The sequence below is a fragment of the Azohydromonas australica DSM 1124 genome (genome assembly GCF_000430725.1).
In the GTDB taxonomy this organism is placed as follows: domain Bacteria; phylum Pseudomonadota; class Gammaproteobacteria; order Burkholderiales; family Burkholderiaceae_C; genus Azohydromonas; species Azohydromonas australica.
Genome location: NZ_AUMO01000081.1, coordinates 1 through 17612 on the forward strand (window position 1 = coordinate 1; position 17612 = coordinate 17612).

Annotated in this window: 12 protein-coding genes; 5 read left to right on the forward strand and 7 right to left on the reverse strand. The window is 67.5% G+C overall.

Annotation, left to right across the window (positions count from 1 at the left end; translation table 11 throughout):
* Window positions 1–601, forward strand: a 601-nt coding sequence (locus H537_RS0113695; RefSeq protein ID WP_028998373.1) for a nucleotide sugar dehydrogenase, incomplete at its 5' end; no start/stop codon positions are given.
* Between the two features lie 109 nt (window positions 602–710).
* On the opposite strand, the gene H537_RS42905 is transcribed toward H537_RS0113695, so the two are convergent.
* Window positions 711–1535, reverse strand: a complete 825-nt coding sequence (locus H537_RS42905) for an alpha/beta fold hydrolase (protein WP_051242578.1) — start codon at window positions 1533–1535, stop codon at window positions 711–713.
* An 84-nt stretch (window positions 1536–1619) separates the two neighbouring features.
* Between H537_RS42905 and H537_RS54940 the strand changes: the two genes are divergently transcribed.
* Window positions 1620–3389 carry an alpha/beta fold hydrolase gene (locus tag H537_RS54940; protein ID WP_028998374.1) on the forward strand — a complete coding sequence of 590 codons (1770 nt, stop codon included), beginning with the start codon at window positions 1620–1622 and terminating at the stop codon, window positions 3387–3389.
* Window positions 3390–3441: 52 nt separating this feature from the next.
* On the opposite strand, the gene H537_RS42915 is transcribed toward H537_RS54940, so the two are convergent.
* Window positions 3442–4797, reverse strand: a complete 1356-nt coding sequence (locus H537_RS42915) for a hypothetical protein (protein WP_051242582.1) — start codon at window positions 4795–4797, stop codon at window positions 3442–3444.
* A gap of 599 nt (window positions 4798–5396) precedes the next feature.
* Between H537_RS42915 and H537_RS0113715 the strand changes: the two genes are divergently transcribed.
* Window positions 5397–6350, forward strand: coding sequence for a type VI secretion system-associated FHA domain protein (locus H537_RS0113715; protein ID WP_028998375.1), 954 nt, complete (start codon window positions 5397–5399; stop codon window positions 6348–6350).
* Window positions 6351–6380: 30 nt separating this feature from the next.
* On the opposite strand, the gene H537_RS0113720 is transcribed toward H537_RS0113715, so the two are convergent.
* Window positions 6381–7217, reverse strand: coding sequence for a dioxygenase family protein (locus H537_RS0113720; RefSeq protein WP_028998376.1), 837 nt, complete (start codon window positions 7215–7217; stop codon window positions 6381–6383).
* Between the two features lie 243 nt (window positions 7218–7460).
* Between H537_RS0113720 and H537_RS42920 the strand changes: the two genes are divergently transcribed.
* Window positions 7461–8822, forward strand: coding sequence for a lytic murein transglycosylase (locus H537_RS42920; protein WP_051242584.1), 1362 nt, complete (start codon window positions 7461–7463; stop codon window positions 8820–8822).
* 67 nt (window positions 8823–8889) lie between these two features.
* On the opposite strand, the gene H537_RS0113730 is transcribed toward H537_RS42920, so the two are convergent.
* Window positions 8890–9267, reverse strand: a complete 378-nt coding sequence (locus H537_RS0113730; RefSeq protein ID WP_028998377.1) for a hypothetical protein — start codon at window positions 9265–9267, stop codon at window positions 8890–8892.
* Between the two features lie 742 nt (window positions 9268–10009).
* On the opposite strand from H537_RS0113730, the gene H537_RS52790 reads away from it, so the two are divergent.
* A complete protein-coding gene (locus H537_RS52790; RefSeq protein ID WP_156901689.1) occupies window positions 10010–10294 on the forward strand; it encodes a hypothetical protein in 285 nt (94 codons plus the stop codon).
* 49 nt (window positions 10295–10343) lie between these two features.
* Here the strand turns inward: H537_RS52790 and H537_RS42925 are convergent, their stop codons facing one another.
* From H537_RS42925 to H537_RS0113750, 3 genes are all read right to left on the reverse strand, one after another.
* On the reverse strand, window positions 10344–12374 hold the full coding sequence (locus tag H537_RS42925; RefSeq protein ID WP_051242586.1) for a sensor domain-containing diguanylate cyclase: 2031 nt from the start codon (window positions 12372–12374) through the stop codon (window positions 10344–10346).
* A 280-nt stretch (window positions 12375–12654) separates the two neighbouring features.
* A complete protein-coding gene (locus H537_RS0113745; RefSeq protein WP_028998378.1) occupies window positions 12655–13260 on the reverse strand; it encodes an alpha/beta fold hydrolase in 606 nt (201 codons plus the stop codon).
* 3 nt (window positions 13261–13263) lie between these two features.
* The gene (locus H537_RS0113750; protein ID WP_156901690.1) at window positions 13264–17049 is read right to left on the reverse strand and encodes a hypothetical protein; all 3786 of its coding nucleotides are present in this window, start codon (window positions 17047–17049) and stop codon (window positions 13264–13266) included.
* Window positions 17050–17612: the final 563 nt, after the last annotated feature.

Sequence of the window (17612 nt, forward strand, 5' to 3'; positions counted from 1 at the left end):
CGGCATCGACACCACCGAGGTGCTCGAAGCCGCCGGCACGAAGTGGAACTTCCTGAAGTTCAAGCCGGGCCTGGTGGGCGGCCACTGCATCGGCGTGGACCCGTACTACCTCACGCACAAGGCCGACATGCTGGGCTACCACCCGCAGGTGATCCTAGCCGGGCGGCGCATCAACGACGGCATGGCCAAGTTCATCGCCGAGCAGACGATCAAGAACATGATCGCCGCGGGCAGCTACATCAAGGGCGCGCGCGTGAACGTGCTGGGCCTGACCTTCAAGGAGAACTGCGCCGACCTGCGCAACTCCAAGGTCGTGGACATCGTGCACGAGCTCCAGAGCTACGGCGTCGAGGTGTTCGTGAGCGACCCCTGGGCCGACTGCGACGAGGCGCTGCACGAAACGGGCATCCGGCTGCTGAAGTGGAGCGACCTGCCGCGCGCCGACGCCATCGTGGCAGCGGTGGCGCACAAAGAGTTCGCCCAGCTGCAGATGGAGGACGTGGCACGCAAGCTGGTGCGCGGCGGCGTCTTCATCGACGTCAAGGCCGCCTTCGACACCCAGGCCATCGAGGCCGCAGGCTACCGCCTCTGGCGGCTCTGAGCTCCGCGGGCCGGCCCGGGCGTCCCGCCAGCGCACCTCTCTCCCTCCCTCCCTCCCGCGCTGTCGATCGCCCGGCCAACGGCCGGTCCGCGGATTTTTTTGCGGCGGCCTACGCGGCCGCCGCCTGCGGTGCACACAAGAGCATCCGCCTGAAGTCCACCGCCGCCGCCACCCGCGCCGGCGCCTGCACCGGGCCCATGTGCCCCAGTCCCTCCAGCCGCTGCAGCGTGGCGCGCGGACAAATCTGCACCAGCAGCTCCGCGATGCGCTGCGTCGGCGCGGGCGAGCGGTTCCCGCACAGCAGCCGCACCGGCATTGCCAGCCGCCGCCAGGCGTGCACCGGCACCGCGTCCGCGAACAGCGCCCCGAATTCCGCCATGACCTTGGGCATGGCCTGCGCGATGCCCGCGCGCCGCCGCCCGTTGCAGGCCTCCCAGGCGCCGGCGCCGCTCCAGTAGTCCACGAAGCGCTCCGCCGCCTCGCGCAGCCGCTGCTCGCGCACCAGCGCGCTCACCGCCTGCCCCAACTCCAGCGCCTGGGCCCGCAGCGCCCGCGTCCCCGGCGCCTGCAGCAGGCCGAAGCGCACCGGCTCGTAGAGGGTGAGACTGCGCACCCGCTGCGGCCAGCGCAGCGCCAGCTCCAGCGCCACCGCGCCGCCGTAGGAATGGCCCAGCAGGTGCACGCCGCCGGGCTCGCGCTCCAGCAGCGGCGCCAGCCGCTGCGCCTCGTCCGCCAGTTCCAGCAATGCGGCCGGGTTCCAGCTGCCGCCGTCCTCGTAGCCGATCAGGTCGGGCGCCACCAGCTCCACCGCACCGGGCAGGAATTCCCGCCAGGGTTCCCACTGGCGCGCGCCGCTGGCGCTGCTGTGCAGCGCGATCACGCGAGCCCGCTCGCTGTGCGGGCCGCGGGGCGGCAGGGGGGCTGGGGACGGCATGTGACAACTCCTTCAGGCGCCGCGGCCCGCTGGCCGCCGTGTTGTCGCCTCGGTTGCGCCCGCGCGCCGGAAGGTTCATGTCGCATGGTGTTGCCACGGCCGAGCCCGATCCGCCGCACCATCGCGCCCATGCGCCGGATGACCTGCCTCCTCGCTTCACTCCTGTGGCTGGCGCCGCCCGCGCGCGCGGCCGAACCGCTGGCCCTGGCCGTGCTCGACGCCACCGGGGCACCGCGCTCCGCGGTGGTGGACGGCAACACGGTGCGGCTGCAGGCGCAGCTCGACCACCCGGCGCGGCGGGCCACGGCGCTTTCCTTCACCCTGGACGACGGGCGGCTGCTGGGCAGCTGCACCGTGCCGCGCGCGGCACGCGCCTGCACCAGCTCGGAGATCAGCACGCTGGGCTGGTATTGGGAAGGCGACGACGCGCACCCGCGGCGCGGGCTGCGGGCGCAGGCGACGACGGGCTGGCGCGCGCAGGGCGAGCTGGCGCTGGCGCCGCGGCCGGTGGTGTTCGTGCACGGCTTCATGTCCGACCACCACACCTGGGAGGCCTACACCGCGCCGGGCGGCTTCCTGGCGCAGGCCGGACTGCAGGGCTTCGCGGTGGGCGACGGGCGCGCCGAAGGGGTGCTCGACACCGGCGCCCTGGCGCGGCTGCGCAGCGCCACCAAGACGCTGCCGGAGAACGCCGCAGCGCTGCAGCGCTACATCGAGGGCGTCAAGCGCCGCACCGGCGCACAGCAGGTGGACCTGGTCGCGCACAGCATGGGCGGCCTGGTGGCGCGCTACTACGTGGCACGGCTGATGCGCGAGCGTGACGTGGCGCAGCTGCTCACCCTGGGCTCGCCCCACGGCGGCTCGGAATGCTCCGGCCTGGCCTCGGCGCTGGGCGTGCTCACGCCGGCGGCGCTGGAGCTGCGCCCGGCCTTCGTGCGCCAGATCTTCAACCGCGGCGTCACGCGCCGGCAGGGCGTGCCCTTCCACCTGCTTGCCGGCGACCCCATCGCCGACGGCTTTCGCGCGCCCTGCAGCGGCGTGCCCAGCGACAGCGTGGTCAGCGTGGACAGCGCCTCCGCGATTCCCGGCAGCGTGCAGCGGCTGCCGGTGCTGCACACCGACATGACGGCCTCGGCCGAGGTGTTCCAGCGCTTCGTGCTGCCGCTGTTGCGCCGCGGCGCGGGACAGGCCGAGGAGGACGCGCGTCGCGTCCCGGACGACGCCGGCGACGCGGCGGCGCAGTTCACGCAGGTGGTGGGTGGCCGCGTGGAGGCGGGCGCCACGGTGGAGATCGAGGTGCAGCTCGACGACGTGGCGGTGGCGGGCTTCGCGCTCTTCGACCCCAGCCGCGCGCTGGAGGTGACGGTGCGCGGCGCCAGTGGCCGCGTCATCAACCTCACGCCGCAGGAGCACGGCCTGACGCGGGTGGAAGACCCGTCCTCGCTGATGACACTGGGCTACGGCTTCGACCGCCCGCGTCCCGGCCCCTGGCGCGTGTCGCTGCGTGCGCCGCGCGAGGGCACCGACTACGCGCTGCTGGCCCGCGTCGCGGGCGGCGCGGTGCTGCGCTCCAGTGCCACCCCGCTCACGCCGGCGCGCGGGCAGCCGGTGCAGCTGACGGCGGCGCTGGAGCATCCGCAGCGCGTGCCCGAGGGCGTGGCGATGCGCGCCGTGGTGCACCGCCCCGACGGCAGCACCGAGACGCTGGAGATGCCCGGCGAGGGCGCCGCGCGCAGCGTGCAGTGGCGCCCCACGCAGCCGGGGCTGTACGGCATCGACATCGCCGCCAGCGGCCGGGCCGGCGTGCTGCGCATCGAGCGCATGGGCTTCCTGGCGGTGGAAGTGCGGCCCTGAACGAAAAAGGCGGGCACAGGGCCCGCCGCAAGGGAGAGGAGACGGTTCAGGCTCAGAGCTTGGCCACGCAGGACGGGTAGGTCGAGGGGCAGGTGCTGATCAGGCCGCCCGCGGCGTCCTTGGGGAAGGCGCTGGACTTGAAGAAGTCCAGGGTGCGCGTGTAGGGCGAGGGCGAGCCGGCGGTCACGCGGGTCCAGAACATGTAGTTGGCGCTCAGGCGGGTGCGGCCGAAGTTGTAGAGGTCGCTGATCTTGGGCGGGTTGTAGGCACCGTGCTGCACGGTGGTGGCGAAGTTCTCGGGCTGCACCGAGGGGCCCACCGCGACCTTGCCCTTGGCCGGGTCGTACATCGGATAGATGTGGGTGTTGAGGTCGGCGTCCTCGATCAGGATGTCCGGCCCGCCCAGCGCGACCTTGTTGCTCACCATGTTGGAGATGAGGCCCGGCATGTAGGCACGCGGGAAGTTGATGAACTGCATCACCACCGTGTTGGGGAAGGCGCGCTGGGTCGCGGCGCCGACCTGGGCCAGGTTGTCGAAGTAAGCGGTCTGCTGGGCCTTGGTCAGCGGTACCTTCATCTGGCCCATGGCCGTCTCGTTGAAGGTGATGCCTTCGAGCGCGTTGTGCTTGTTGAGATGCGCACCCATCGCGTCGCCCAGCGCGATCAGGCGGTCACGCACCTTGACGTTGTGCAGCGCGGCGTTCTCGCCGTAGCGCTCCTGGCTGCCGATGGCGTCGCGCCCGGCGATGACGATCTTGTAGGCGCCGCCCTCGTACTCGGCGGTGCGCAGGTAGTCAGGCACCGCCTGGCCACCGGGACGGAACACCTTGGTGCCGACCATGATCCACAGCCGCTTGCCCGCGGCCTGCACCAGGGCCAGGTCACGGTCCAGGCGCGAGAAGTCGTACACGCCCTTGGACTTCTCCAGCTGCGCCCACTCGTAGCGCAGGATCAGGCCCTTGACCTGCGGCAGCGGCTTGATCTCCGCCATCACCTTCTGGATCGTCGGCTCGTCGCGCTGCGGCAGCGCGATGTAGTGGCCGGGGTTCCACTTCACGCGGGTGTCGGTGGTCGCGACGGCCATCGCGCGTTCCGTGGCCGAGGCCGCGGCCCGGGCTTGCTGGCTGGCCAGGAAGGTCTCGGACACGACCGGATCGTCCTCCAGCTCCCACGCCGCCGGCGGCGCCGAGACGGTGTTGTCCTGCTCATCGGCCGCCAGCACGGCGGCGTCCTGACCGTCCGCCACGACGGCGCTGTCCGTGCTGGACAGCGACTGCGAGATTTCACCGTTCACCGCGCGGTAGGCCTCGTCCTGCCCGCCGCCACAGGCGGCCAGCATCACGCTCATGGAGAACAAGGAACCGACCAGAGCCAGCCGGGAATTCAGGTGGGAGTTCAGGATATTCATGGCCGTAAGCAAACTGTTGTTCAGGGGCGGCCTCCTTCCACCGCGGCCTATTTGCAGCGCGGTTTTCAGGAAACCATTGACTCAGGAGAAACCTGCTTCCGCGTCGTGACCGAATGTCTTGTCGACTGGTTTTCGAGCGGCGTTGAATAAGTTTTCGGCACGGCACAAACCGAGATAAGGCAAGCTCGTGTTAACTAATGTTTCTCGGGTAACGTACCGATCGAGAAAAATTACCGCTGCCGAAAGCACCCCTCTCCATGGTGCGCTGGGCCTTGGGGCGAGGGCCGCGATGCTGCCGACGGTGATGCCGCAGTGCCTGGATATGTAACGCGGGCGCCAAAGCGGCAAACCCTCCTGGGTGTCGGGTACATACCCGATCGGATCTCCGGGAAATGGCGTGAATAGTTCACTGAGTCCTTGGGGAAAATGCCGCCCAAGGCGGAACTTTCTTTTTTCAGGACGGGTGGGATATTCAATTGGGCTGGTGCAGGCGGCGCGGCAGGCCGTTCGCGCATGTGACTTTCGTGCGTTGAAGCGCCGTGGCGCGCTGTCCACGATGGCGACGAAGGCCGCATCCCGGCCGATGTGGAAAGCCCGGCATGAGCCTGACCCTGCGTGCGGTGTTGCTCGATGACCGGCCGCTGTCGCGGCCCATCGCAGCCTGTTTCGGGCGCGAGGGCGGCACCATCGGCCGCGCCGACGAGAACACGCTGGCGCTGCCCGATCCGCTGCGCTACATCTCGCGCCACCAGGCGCGCGTCAGCTGCACGGCCGCGGGTTTCGTGATCGAGAACATCGGCAGCGCCAACCCCGTCGCCGTGCGCGGCGAGCCGTTGCGGCACGGCCACTGCGTGCCGCTGCACGACCGCGACCAGCTGTGCATCGGCGCCTATGTGCTCGAAGCCATCGTGCTGCCCGACGAGGGCGCCGCCGCGTCCGCGGCGGCGGGCGTGGCCGTCGGCCCGGATGCGGGCCTGGATGAGGCGCTGTGGAACGCGTTCTGCGAGGGCGCGGGGCTGCACCCGGCGGCGGACCCGGGCACCAGGGCCGGGTGCATGCGCGCCGCCGGGCAGGTGCTGCGGCACGCGGTGTCGGGACTGCTGGAGCTGATGTGCGCGCAGCCGCTGCCGCGCGTCGCCGGCGCGAGTGCGCTGAGCAACCCGCTGAAGGTGGCGCCCGACGTGCAGGTGGCCCTGGAGCTGCTGCTGATGCGGGCGGACCCCGGCTTCCTCGACGGCCCGGACGCCGTGGCCGAGGCGCTGGAAGAATTGATCGCACTGGCCCTGGCCACCGGTGCCGGCACGCGCGCCGCGCGCGACGGCGTGCTGCGGCGCTTCGCCCCGCCGGCCCTGGAGGCGCGGCTGCACGACGCCGCCGTGGCGGCGTCCTGGTGGCCCGCGCAGCGCCGGGCCCGGCTGTGGGTGCAGTACGGGCTGCTGTTCGAGCACCTGCGCGACCAGGCGCGGGCGGACTTCGACACGCTCTTCGGCCAGGCCTTCGCCCTGGCCTACGAGGACCAGCTGCGGCGGCTGCGGCGGGACCGGGCCTGCTGAGCGCCGGTGCTCGTGGCGCCTCCCGGCCCGTCAGCCCGCCATGCCCACCTGCAGCTCGGCCACGTAGCCTGCCGCCACGCTGCCCGTGACGGTCGCCGTCTGCAGGCTCACGCCGTCGCTGAAGACGTTGTCGCTGGCGAAGCTCATGCGGGCCAGGTTGGCGGCGCTGTTGCCGTAGCCGCTGCTGGCATAGACCGTCGAACAGGCGTCGGTCGGAAAGGCGATCTGCGAGGTGCGCAGCTTGTTGCTGAACGAGGTGGCGCTGTTGGCGCTGCGGTAGATCTCGAAGTGCATGTGCGGCATGCGCCCGTCGTAGCAGCCGGGAAAGATGGTGCTGAACACCACCTGGCCGGCGGCGTCGGTGGATTGCACGCCGCGCAGGTAGTTCTCGCCGGTGACGCCGCTGGAGTAGAGCGAGTAGCGGCCCTCGCGGTCGCAGTGCCAGAGGTAGATGGCGTAGCCGGACAGCGCGGCGCAGCTGCCGTTGGTGTTGACCAGGCGCAGCTGCAGCGTGAGCGGCACGCCTGCCGCCACCCCGGTGGCGCCGGCGAAGCTCTCGCGGATGTCGCTGCGCACGATGCCCGAGAGCACCAGCGCGTTGATGTTGTTGTTGCTGCCGTCGCCCGGGTACGGGCCGGCCGTCTCCTCGGGCACCACGGCGCAGCTGGAGGTGCTGGTCGTGCCGGTGGTACTGGTCGTGGTGGTGGTCGATGCGTCCGTGCTGCTCGTGCTGGACGTGTCGTCGCCGCCCCCGCCGCAGCCGGCCAGGGCGCTGCCGCCGAGCGCGGCGAGCCACTGCAGCGCGCGGCGGCGGCGCAGGGCGGCGATGTGAAGGTCGTGGGACAGGCCCAGGTCGTGGTCGTGCATGGCAAAGCTCCTTGCGGGCGAGACTCGGCTCGGGGCTGCCCAGTACAACCGGCGGCTGTTGCGGCACTTTGGCGGGCGCATGTCGGCGCGGACACATCGCGCCCAAGCGGACAGGCAGCCGTTTTGCACAATCGGCGCGCCACGCCGCCCCGGGGCCGCGGCCCGCCCGGTGCAGGACGGCCGCCTGCTGGAGCGCGGATTCCGTCGCGGGGCCGCGCGCCCCACCACTTCTTCCTTGACCCGATGAACTTTCTGAAACCCCCACCGCTGCGCCTGGCCGCGCTGCTGCTGCCGGCGCTGGTCGGCGCCTGCAGCGCCGCGCCCGCGCGGCAGGACGCCGATGCCGGCCTTGCCCCGTGCATCGACGCGCTGCGCCAGCGCCTGGACGAGAACCCGAAGGTGTCGCCGCGCACCTTCGATCAGTACACGCGCGGCGCGCAGGACCTGCGCCCGGTGATCGAGGCCGCCACCGCCGGGCAGCCGGAGTTCCAGGTGCCGATCTGGGACTACCTGGCCCGGCGCGTGGACCCCGAGCGCATCGCCGACGGGCGCGCGCTGCTGTCGGGCCAGGCTGCGGCGCTGGCGGCGATCGAGAAGCGCCACGGCGTGGACCCGGCCACGGTGGTGGCGGTGTTCGGCATCGAGACCGACTACGGGCGCGTGCAGGGCCGCTACCCGGTGGTGGATGCCACGCTCAGCCGCGCCTGCCTGAACCTGGACAGCGCCGAGCGCCGGCGCAACTTCTTCGCCGCGCTGTGGCTGCTGCAGGAGGGGCACGTCCAGCAGGACAGCTTCGTGGGCTCCTGGGCCGGCGCCTTCGGGCAGACGCAGTTCATGCCCGCCACCTTCGTCGCCTACATGGACGCCGCCGCGGAGGGCGCTAGCAAGGTGGACATCATCGGCAGCACGCCGGACGCGCTAGCGACCACTGCGCGCTACCTGTCGGGGCTGAACTGGCGCAGCGGCCTGCCCTGGGGTGTGGAAGTGAAACTGCCGGACGCGGCGCTGGAGCGCTTCAACGCGCAGGAATCCGGGCACCGCTGCCTGGAGCGCGGCCAGCCCGAGGGGCAGTGCCGCACGCTGGCGCAGTGGGCGGCGGACGGCGTGCGGCGCGTCGACGGCGGCCCGCTGCTGGGCGAGGGTGGCGCGCCGGGCTGGGAGCCGGGGCTGCGCACCGCGCTGCTGATGCCCGCGGGCAGTGACGGCCCGGCCTGGCTGGTGACGCCCAACTACCAGGCGATCTGGCGCTACAACCGCGCCGACGCCTACGGGCTGGCGATCGGGCTGCTGTCCGACGCACTGCGCGGCCTGCCGCCGCCGCGCAAGGCCTGGCCCACGGACGACCCGCTGCTGCCGCGGCGGGAGCTGCGCGAGCTGCAGGCGCTGCTGCTGTCGCGCGGCCACTGCGAGGTGCAGCCCGACGGCCGCGACGGCCCGCGCACGGCGGCAGCCATCCGCGCCGAGGAGCGGCGGCTGGAGCTGCCGGAGACGGGTCGGTCGGGGACGCGCATCCTGGCGCGGCTGAAGGCGCAGGCGCCGGAGGAAGGTGCGGCGCAGGGCGCGTGCGGGGCGGCGGGGCCCGGTGCGGCGTCGGCGCCGCGCTGAGCAATCCCCGAAAAAGGAACCGCCCCACGGGCGTGGGGCGGGAGGGCGGCTCAGCGGGCGTCGTGGCTTACGCCGCCGCCGGTTTCACCCGCGGCGTTTTGCCGTGGGTGGCTTCGGTCATGGCGCGGGCGGCGTCGCCGGCCATGGCCGGGCCGCGCTTGAGGAAGGTTTCCTGGCCCTGGTCCGCGAGGCTCATCGCGCTCTGGCCCAGGTCGGTGAGGAACTCCATCCAGTTCTTCACCAGCCCCATCAGGAACTCGTTGAAGGCGTTGACGGGGAAGGCGCCCAGCGCGGCGTCGAGGCCCGAGCCGGACAGCTTCGGGCCGGTGCCCAGCGTGCGCGCCATCACCTCGGGCGCGGTCGAGAACTTGGCAATCAACTCCATGTTGGCGCGCATGAGCTTGGAGTAGGGCGACAGCAGGGTTTCAAAGGCTTCGGTGGGCATGGCTGCTCCTGAGGACAGACGGGTTGCGAAGGTGCTCGGCGATGTCGTTCCGTCCCGGCTTGGGATCGACGAGCGTCCATCGGCGGCTCCAGCCCCCCGCGGCAGTCCGCGAAAGCCGGCGCCGCCCCTTTGTCTCCTGTGGTCCGGGACGGTGTGCATTGATTTTGCTGCAATGCAGCAATCTACGCGCCGTGCGCCGCAGCGGGTTTCAGGTCGACACACCTTGGCGTTGACTCTGCGAGCGCGCTGGTGGTCGCACCTGCTTGCACCGCTGTCCGGGGGACAGCAGGGTCCCAAACCCGCTCCGGAAATATGACGCCAACTCAAATCAAGCGGCAACTTGCAGATACCGGAACAACGGCCATGAAACACATCAATGCAATACCTGATGGCTTGCCGATGAATAGTCTCGCAGTGATGCCGATGCTATTTGCCGAATCGAGCGCTGACCCGCCTGTTGACGCCGTCCAATAGCCGTATTGGGGAATTGCTGCCGCATCACTGGATATCGTTCGACTGCTCCGGGCGTCGAGGGTATGTTCGACGGAGGCTTACGATCCGCTGGTTTCGTTATTTTTCTTTTCCTTCTCCTTCTTCGCCTTATCGTAGTGCCACTTGATGGCGAAGAACATGCCCGTGCCGAACACGAGAATCTTGAACGTGAAGAAGACTATAGGGACCCATTCCATAACTTTGAGCATTTCCAGGCTGTTGCTGACACTGTCTGCGTGAGGAGTACCGCTTGAAAACTCTGCTTCAGCAGAGTTATTCTTTTTTCGAAACCAATTTAGATTATAACATGCCCATCAAAACCGCCTTGACTACCATGTCCACTTTGGGCGCAAACCCAATATTCAAGCAGTTTGAGAGTTTTTGCTTTATACAAGGCTGCGTCGTTTTCCCCTTCGCCATCGCGCGGGCAGTTCCCGAGCTTGCAGCGATAGGCCTGCTTGGCATGCCGGGGGTTCGAGTTTGGTGCGCTGCGCCTTTGCTTCGCTCCAAGGTGGGGCTGCCTGCGCGGCGATGACAAATAGAGGGCCGGCCTCCCGTACTTTGTCCTGCAAGTACGCGTCCCCTCACGCTGCCACCGCCGCCCCCCGCCGAGCCAGCCTGGCGTGTCCCCGACCGTGCCGCTTCGCCGCGTAGCAGGCGTGATCCGCGGCGCGCATCCAGTAGTGGGGCTGGGTCATGGCGTCCTCCAGCATGGCGACACCGGCGGAGGCGCCCACGTGCAGGCGGTGGCCTTCCCAGTGCAGTTCCAGGCGGTTCACGGCGGCGCAGACGCGGTGCGCAATCTCCAGCGCCTGCTCCGCCTCGCAGCGCTCCAGCAGCAGCACGAACTCGTCGCCGCCCAGCCGCACCGCCAGGTCGCTGCGGCGCACGCAGCCCAGCAGCGCCTCGGCCACCAGCTGCAGCATGGCGTCGCCTGCAGCATGGCCGGCGCTGTCGTTGATGGGCTTGAAACGGTCCAGGTCGATGGCCACCAGCGCCGCCGGCATCGCCGCCGACCGCGCCGCGAACACCTGCGCCAGCCGCCGCTCCAGCTCGATGCGGTTGGACAGCCGCGTCAGCGGGTCGTGGCGCGCGCTCCACTCCAGCTGCTCGCGCGCGGCCACCTGCGCGCTGTGGTCGGACACGGTCCAGATCACGCCGCTGGCCGCGTCGCCTGCGCGCTCCTGGCGCGCGTTCAGCACCGCCCAGAAGCGCTCGCCATCCGCGCGCTGCAGCTGCCACTCGCCGCGGTAGGACTCCCCCGCCGCGAAGGCCTGCTCCACCGCCTGCAGCAGCGCGCGATGCGGCTCGCATTCCAGGCCCGCCAGGGCCATCGGCCGGCCCTGCAGCTCGCCGGGCTCGCGGCCCAGCAGCCGGCACAGCTCGGCATTGACCAGCTCGAAGCGGCCCTGGCGCGTGAGCGCGATGCCCACCGGCGCCGCCGCCATCACCGACTCCAGCCGCTCCAGCAGCGCGGCGTTGGCCGCTTCCAGCGCGGCGCGCTCGCTGCCCACCTCGCGCAGCACCTGCGCCAGGCGCCCGACCTCGCCGCCGCAGGCGGGCCAGCCCGAATGCAGGTCCTGCCCGGCATCGAACAGCGACTGCGCGCGGCGCTCCAGCACGCGCATCGGCCGCAGCAGCCGGCCCACCAGCGCCAGCAGCACCAGGCTCGTGACCAGCACCATGACCAGCACGTCCACCAGCGCACGGCTGCGCGCCGCATGCAGCGGCCGCAGCAGCTGCTCCTCGGGCTGCAACCGCCACAGCAGCCAGTCCGGGCCCGTGACGGCTGCCACCGAGGCGATCAGGCCCGGCTGCTCCACCGACACCCCACTGGGCTCCAGCGGGCCGCGCTGCAGCTGCCAGCCGTTCCAGACGCCGGCAAGCTGCGGGTCGTCGGCCATGCGCGTCATCGTGCGGCGGGGGTCCGGGTGGGCCAGGATCCGCCCCTGCGTGTCGCTGACCACCAGCAGCGCGTCCCGGCCTTCCAGGTCGAGGTATTGCGCCGCGTGGGTCACCAGGTCGCCGCTGCCCAGGCGCACCGCGCCGCCGATCACGCCGTACAGGCCCTGGGGCCCGTGCAGCGGGTAGGTGAGCACCACCACCGGCTCGCCGATGACGCGGCTGGTCAGCACCTCCGAAACGATGGGCCGGCCTTCGGCCACGGTCTGCCGGAAGTAGGGCTGCTGGCCGATGTCCAGATCCAGCGGGCGCACGCCCTCGCGCTCGGCGTACATGCGCACATGGCCATCGGGCGACATCACCGCCACGTGGCTGAACTGCGCGCGCAGCACCGCCCGTTCGTGCATGAAGCGCGCCAGCGCCGGCGGGTCCTGCAGCGTGGCTGGGGTGAGCTGCTCGCCGGCGATGCGCAGCAGGTTCTGCAGCTCCACCACGCGGCTGGAGAGCACGGCCGCGGTGCGCGCGGCCTCCTGCACTTCGCGCTCGCGCTGGTCGCGCAGGGTGTCGCGCTCGGCGCGCTGCACCAGCAGCAGCGTGGTCAGGCAGATGCCCAGCGTCAGTGCCGCCACCCCGGCCAGCGTCATGCGCAGCCGCAGCGAGCCGCGGCCGCTGCGCAGCCACTCGCCCAGAAGGGCGGACAGGCGCCGGATCACGGGCCGGTACGCGCCGTGGACCGGCGCGCAAGCAAGGGACGTTCGGGAGGGAACGGAGCGGATGACAACATGGCGTAAGACAAGCGCTCTGTTCGGCAGGGCATGCGCGCCTTGAAGCCCATGTCCGTCAGCGGACGCGCCAGCCGTGACTTTTGACACGCGCTCCGAAGCGCTTTTGATGCTTGGGTGCCGAAGCTTGCGCGCCGTACCGGACGACGGCGGCGAAACGCTTGCCGCGCGCGGCGTCCGGCTTGCGAGGGCCGGCGCGCCGCGCCGCGCTTCATTCAGCCAGCAGGTGCCGGTCGATGAGCGGCGCCACCTCGCGCGCGAAGCTGCTGGCCAAGTCGTGGTCGCCGTCCGGGAACACGTGCAGCTCGGCGCGCGGCAGCAGCGACGCCAGGCGCCGGCCGACCGGCACCGGGCTGATCGGGTCCGCGTCGCCCCACAGCAGCAGGGCCGGAATCTCGATGCCGGGCAGGTGCGCCGCCAGATCCTCGTGGTAGCTGGAGAACCAGCCGGGCAGGGAAGGGTTGGCCCGGGTGAAGGCTGGCCGCCAGTCCTGCGCGCCCAGGCTGGTGACGTCCAGGCCGCCGGAGGTGACGCTCAGCACCAGGTGCGTGACGAGCCCGGGTTTCTGCAGCGCGGCCTTGAGCGCGATGGCGCCGCCCATGGACTGGGCAACCAACGCGGTGGGACGGTTGATCTTCTCGACCACCCGGGCAACCAGGTCGTCGATGCCGTTCACCGCCGGGTCCGGCGGCGTGGCGCCGAAACCGGGCCAGCCGACGTGGAGTTTCTCGGCCGGGTGCGCCAGGAGATTCGCCACCGGCTGCCACAGGGCGGTTTTGCCGGAGGCGCCGGGGAGGAAGAGGAGTTGGGAGGGCATGGATCAAAAACCTTCTTTGCGCAGGTTTGCCTCTATGTCTTCTTCTCTTCCCATGCGCTCGTAGCTCCGGGCCAGCTTTTCAAGCATGGCAGCCACGTTGGGAAAACTGCTTTGTACGCGCTGGGCTTGGCTGCGGTAATGAGCGGCCAGATCACGCTCCTGGCCGCCACCATCCCATGGCGAGCGGCTGGTGACGCCGCGCTTGTTCCAAGCACCAAAATAGAATCCGGTGCGAATTTCTTCAGCGTCCACCGAATCCAGTATTTTGCAAGCGTGAACGAAGGGCCAAGTCCCGTCCTCATCCGTGGGCGAATGGGCCAGAATTTGCCCCAATGTCTGATCTCCCATGGTGGCACGGTCGGCATCGCGACAGAGTTGGCGTGCCGTAGTGATGAATTGGGAAAAAATTTCGCCGTTGATAGAGCCATCAGACTTGGTTCCAGGCAGGCGCGAACAATAATGAAAGATGTCAAACGCCCGTTCCGCAGTTAATTTTTGAGATTCAGTAATAGGTTCCGTTCGCTCGCCATGCTCGGGTTTGTACAGTGCGCACACCAATTCCACGAACAGCTCTGGTTTTGACGTGATGCACTCGTACAGGGCACCGGAAGCGGCCCGATCGCCCTGGACAAGTGCGGGAAAAAGCTGGAACTCAAGCTGCATGAGAGCTATTGGTTCAATCTGCCCGGATTTCTCCAGTTTTTCGATCATCCTGGGCAAATTCCAGTGCTGGATGGAAGGCGAGTCTTCACCTTCGTTGTGTACAACGAACTGCTGAAGAGCTTTGAATAACAGCGTTGCGTCGACTTTATTAAGCATAAGCCGACAATATTTCAATGCTGCATTTGGTCGCTTCGCCGCCAGCAAACGATTGATGATATATTCGCTGCATTCGGCTTCGCTGTGACAATACGGTCGTGCTATCCGCCAGTAGTGTTCCTCAACTTCATGTCCACAGGCTTCTGCAAGCTTCCAAATCTCCTCCCGTGGTGACACCAAGTTCAGCAGGCGCGCCATCTTCTGGGGTGACCAATTTTGCGACCCTTCAAGCTGAATGATGCTTTGAAATGTTTTTTCCGTCTCTGTCGCTTTCATGGAGCCAAGAAGACCTGAAATGCAGCTTGTCATTTGGGAATGCAGGAAATCTCCACCTTCCATGGCAATCCACTCCGGCCACTGGATCGTATGGGGAAGAGCGCCAATCAAATGGCTTCCTACGGCGTCAGGCTGCTTGCACGTAGAGATCAGCTCTCTGATGCCTGGCATGCCCATGCCGTCGAATATGTCGGCAATGGCTTCAAGTCTCGCCGTTTTTACTGCTTTGTCGTATGCTTCGTCATGTGCACACTTGAAATCTGGAAGCTCAACCCAGTAGGTTTCAAAGAGCCACTGATGCCTGAGTACGAAACCGCGCGGCATCAGCAGTTCATAGCACGTTCTTGCAGGACCAATCCACTCGCCTAATTCATGGGGTGGAAGATCGCTATGGTTTGTGTACCAGCACATGAACTTGCGTAATGCTGTGCGCAGCAACTCGCAGTCATTGTCGATGATTGGCGCAATAGTAAATAGTTCAACCAACCCGAGAGCGGTCGCAAGGTCAGATTTGGAGCTGATCATGCTTATGTTGAGCAGGACGGCAGTTCTCGACGCGTGCCCCTTGCTAACGGCAATCAACTCTTCACGCGCTGCGCTGGCCATCTCAAACATCTCTGCGCGAGAAACCCCATGCCCAGCACCCGCGTCATCGTCCCTCCACTTAGGGCGCTGTGCGGGCAGCGCGGTTCTTGAACGGAGCGGTCCTGCAAGATTCCTCAATATATCGAAGGCTACGTCACCGTCGCGCTGAATCAAAAGTTTCAGAACACGGATCCGGTCCTGAAGACTGGCCGCAGTTTGTGGATACCAAGATCGGAACAGACCAAACAGACTGACGCTGGGTTTGTTGCCCCAATTTCCCTTCATCGGCACATGCGTCAGCTGCGCCAGAATCAACGCCACGCGCGCCAGCCGATTCGGCGCCCATGCCAGCGTTTCCAGAGCCCACAGCAGCCCGGCGTGCCAGCACCGTCCCATGAAGCCCGAGTCACCGGATTCGGTGATCAATCTCGCGACTGGCGCATCCGCCTTGCGCAGGCTTTTCTCAACCGCGCTCAGAAACGCATCCGGGGCCGCCTCGGCCAGGGTAGGCAGATGGGAGGCTAATGACAGCCAGCGCTCGGCGTCAGCTTCGCCCAGGAGCTGCTGGACGAATCGATCGACACGGTTTTCAAGTTCAAGGAACTGCAGCGCGGGCAGTTCTATGCCCCGCACCGCCAGTTTCAGCAGCGAGTCGCAGACCGAGTCGAACAACAGGCCTGAGAACGGGCGCACCTTGCCGTGCACGTTGACCATCCAGCGCTCCTCGGCGGGCAATTCCAGCTGGGGGTCAGCCGCCGTCAGCATGTCCTGCGCCAAGGCAAAGAAACGGTCCAACTGTGCCCCGGTGATTTGGTCGCCAAATTGATTCATCAACTCCAGCGGCGACTTTGCCTTCCAGACGTCGCCAATCTTCAATACCGGTGCGTCGTCGAGCCGGGCCAGGCGACACAGGTCTTCCTCAATGTCTTCATAGGCACGGCGGGCCAGTCGCTCCACCGCCTGGCGATCGCCGTCATGGCTGGCATGCCAGCACCCTACTAGGCACAGCAGCGGCAGGCTGAATGACTGGGCTGAATCCAGCCACACAGGATTCCGAATCGCCGGATTCGATGCCCGCTGGCGCCTGAATATGGTCCATGAGCGTCCCGTGCTGGCTGCGTAGCGCCGGGCGTCCGACTCTTCCATGCCGATGGCGATCAATGACTTCTCGAAGTCATAAATGTTCGGGCGGTCCAGCAGCAATTCCTCGCTGGTATCCTTGTGCGCGAGGTCACCTGTGGCCTGCGGCACGATGACGAGCAGCCCGTCACGCAAAACCGGAGAGGCCGCAGTCTCCGTTCTCGCTGCAATGGCAATTCTCAGCCTTGGGTTGGACTCAACATATTGCCAGCCTTGGGGGCCGGTAACGACCAAGCTTTCATCCGACAGCGTGCCCTGTGTCATGACGACCGCGACTGCAAAGGCTGCGGCTTCCTCGACACTGTCCGCACGAAGCGTCAACAGGTTATGGGAAATCTTGCCTTCCTGGGCCGCACGCAATTTCTCGCTCAATGCCGCCTGGGTCGCGGAGCGATCCATGTACAAGGCGTCCGTCGTGATGGCCGGCTCGCATTGCCGCGACCAGTTGTGCCAATATCTGGCCGGACTGGCGACGCCAAAGCCGCTCAGGCCCATTTCCTCACCAACCATCAGAGCCACTGCCGGCGTCTGTTCCAACCATTGCTCCAGATCGTCAGCGTCGCAGGCACGGACGCCGGCCCAATCGCCCTTGGCGGCATGCTCATCAACCCAGGCATTTTTCTTCACCCATCGCCTGGGCGTGACGAAAACGAAGGTGCATGCGGCGCGTTCCTCGGGAGAAGTCGCTTGGGTACGTTTCTCGTAATCGCCGTTTGCCTTGCCAGTGACGTCCTTGTCGCAACCGATTTCCCAGCGCGATGCTCCGGCGGGCACCCAGGCATTGCCGCGTTCACTGGAAAGAACGCCGTCCCAGCCAGGCATGAAGGTTGAATCCCCTGCTGGAAAGGAAATCTGTCGTGTGCTCTGCGGATCGAAGCAGAGGCGCCTCACCCAACGTGGCAGATGAATTTGTGCTTCCTTGGCATGGGACTCGACCCATGTGTTGATATCCGACGCAGTGATTCTCATTGCATTACCGCTAGATGCGGCTCAATGTGCTGATGCCCGAATCCGATGAATTCTCGTCGTTTCATTCAGATCTACTCGGTTTTACGCCGAGTCTTCATCCCGACAATGTGCGCCAAGAGTGGCAAGCCTGTGGGTGCCATTCTTGATGGCCACGCAATAAACAGCCATGCAATGAAATATTTCACGGACCGAAGTAGGTCGGTTTCGCATGCGGCATCCTCCATGGTCATGAAGGTGGCGTGCTGCGCTGTCGCGAGGCTCGGGTGTCCGGGACCTGCCGGTCCGGTTAAGTTTCTGAAATACGGGCCCGATTGGTGGGACTGCCAATAACCGGCCATTGATGGGCCTGATCAGCAACGAGTCTCAGCCGTTCGCCCTGAGCAGAGGACTGAGCTTGTCGAGGGCCCCGTGTCGAAGGGTTGTTGGCCTGCCAACAGTCTCTCGACGAGCTCGGTCCGAGGCTTCGACAGGCTCAGCCCGAACGGTTCTTCATTCGAGCTGAGCACTGTTTCCAATCAGGAACCGTATTGCCAATATTTCGCGCCAGCTTGGCGCGAAACTCC

What these genes read in the sequence shown, in the direction of transcription:
- H537_RS0113720 (WP_028998376.1), bottom strand. Translation starts at nt 7,217, where the DNA reads ATGCACGACCACGACCTGGGCCTGTCCCACGACCTTCACATCGCCGCC.
- H537_RS42905 (WP_051242578.1), bottom strand. Translation starts at nt 1,535, where the DNA reads ATGCCGTCCCCAGCCCCCCTGCCGCCCCGCGGCCCGCACAGCGAGCGG.
- H537_RS0113730 (WP_028998377.1), bottom strand. Translation starts at nt 9,267, where the DNA reads ATGCCCACCGAAGCCTTTGAAACCCTGCTGTCGCCCTACTCCAAGCTC.
- H537_RS42915 (WP_051242582.1), bottom strand. Translation starts at nt 4,797, where the DNA reads ATGAATATCCTGAACTCCCACCTGAATTCCCGGCTGGCTCTGGTCGGT.
- H537_RS54940 (WP_028998374.1), top strand. Translation starts at nt 1,620, where the DNA reads ATGGTGTTGCCACGGCCGAGCCCGATCCGCCGCACCATCGCGCCCATG.
- H537_RS0113715 (WP_028998375.1), top strand. Translation starts at nt 5,397, where the DNA reads ATGAGCCTGACCCTGCGTGCGGTGTTGCTCGATGACCGGCCGCTGTCG.
- H537_RS42920 (WP_051242584.1), top strand. Translation starts at nt 7,461, where the DNA reads ATGAACTTTCTGAAACCCCCACCGCTGCGCCTGGCCGCGCTGCTGCTG.
- H537_RS0113750 (WP_156901690.1), bottom strand. Translation starts at nt 17,049, where the DNA reads ATGAGAATCACTGCGTCGGATATCAACACATGGGTCGAGTCCCATGCC.
- H537_RS0113745 (WP_028998378.1), bottom strand. Translation starts at nt 13,260, where the DNA reads ATGCCCTCCCAACTCCTCTTCCTCCCCGGCGCCTCCGGCAAAACCGCC.